The organism is Rhodococcus sp. T2V (assembly GCF_029269925.1).
Lineage (GTDB): Bacteria > Actinomycetota > Actinomycetes > Mycobacteriales > Mycobacteriaceae > Rhodococcus_F > Rhodococcus_F koreensis.
In genome coordinates this window covers 1-635 of sequence record NZ_JARJBD010000350.1, presented here as the reverse complement: position 1 = coordinate 635, position 635 = coordinate 1, and the positions used below count along the sequence as shown (strand labels likewise).

General features: G+C 69.0%; 1 protein-coding gene. It reads left to right on the top strand.

From position 1 onward, the window contains the following. Window positions 1-5 precede the first annotated feature (5 nt). On the top strand, window positions 6-185 hold the full coding sequence (locus P3H15_RS54310; protein ID WP_276144873.1) for a YegP family protein: 180 nt from the start codon (window positions 6-8) through the stop codon (window positions 183-185). The last annotated feature ends 450 nt before the right edge of the window (window positions 186-635 follow it).

Genomic DNA, 635 nt, shown 5'->3' with positions numbered 1-635 from the left:
GGGCGATGACTGCGAAGTTCGAGCTGTTCAAGGACACCGCCGGCCAGTTCCGGTTTCACCTCAAGGCAGCGAACGGCGAGATCATCGCGGCCAGTCAGGGGTACACCTCGAAGGCCGCGGCGCAGAACGGGATTGCATCGATCAAGGCCAATGCCGCGTCAGCCCCGACCGAGGACCTGACCTGACCCCACGCTCATGCCATCCCCGAGGTCGAGGACGGACTGCTGACGCTGCTTGCGCGTGGGGTACTCGCGTCCTACGTTGCAGGCCCGGTTCCTACTCCCGGCACCGCAGCCAGGCCTCTTGCCAACCGCCGTCTCTGTCGGTCGCTGTAGGGTCGCCTTCGCCGCCCGCGGGCCGAGACCCATCGCCCCTCCCCCCGCGAGGCCCAGGCCGTACGGCCCGACCGGTCGCACCCCGGCACACCCCCGAGGCCGCCGATGCCCCGGCCAGCGACTCGACGGCCCACTCTGTTCAATCCTCGGGCGTCAGGTGGCTGACGGATCGACGATGAGGTCCTCAGCGTCGGCGAACACCCGCCGTCGATCATCGAGAGCCCCGTTACCGGGAATTCTTCTCGGCGACCGCGGTCGCCGGGTGCACGGCGATCAGGCCGAGACCTTCGCGTCGCTTGC

Coding starts and splice junctions, on each gene's coding strand:
- P3H15_RS54310 (WP_276144873.1), top strand. CDS start 6: ATGACTGCGAAGTTCGAGCTGTTCAAGGACACCGCCGGCCAGTTCCGG.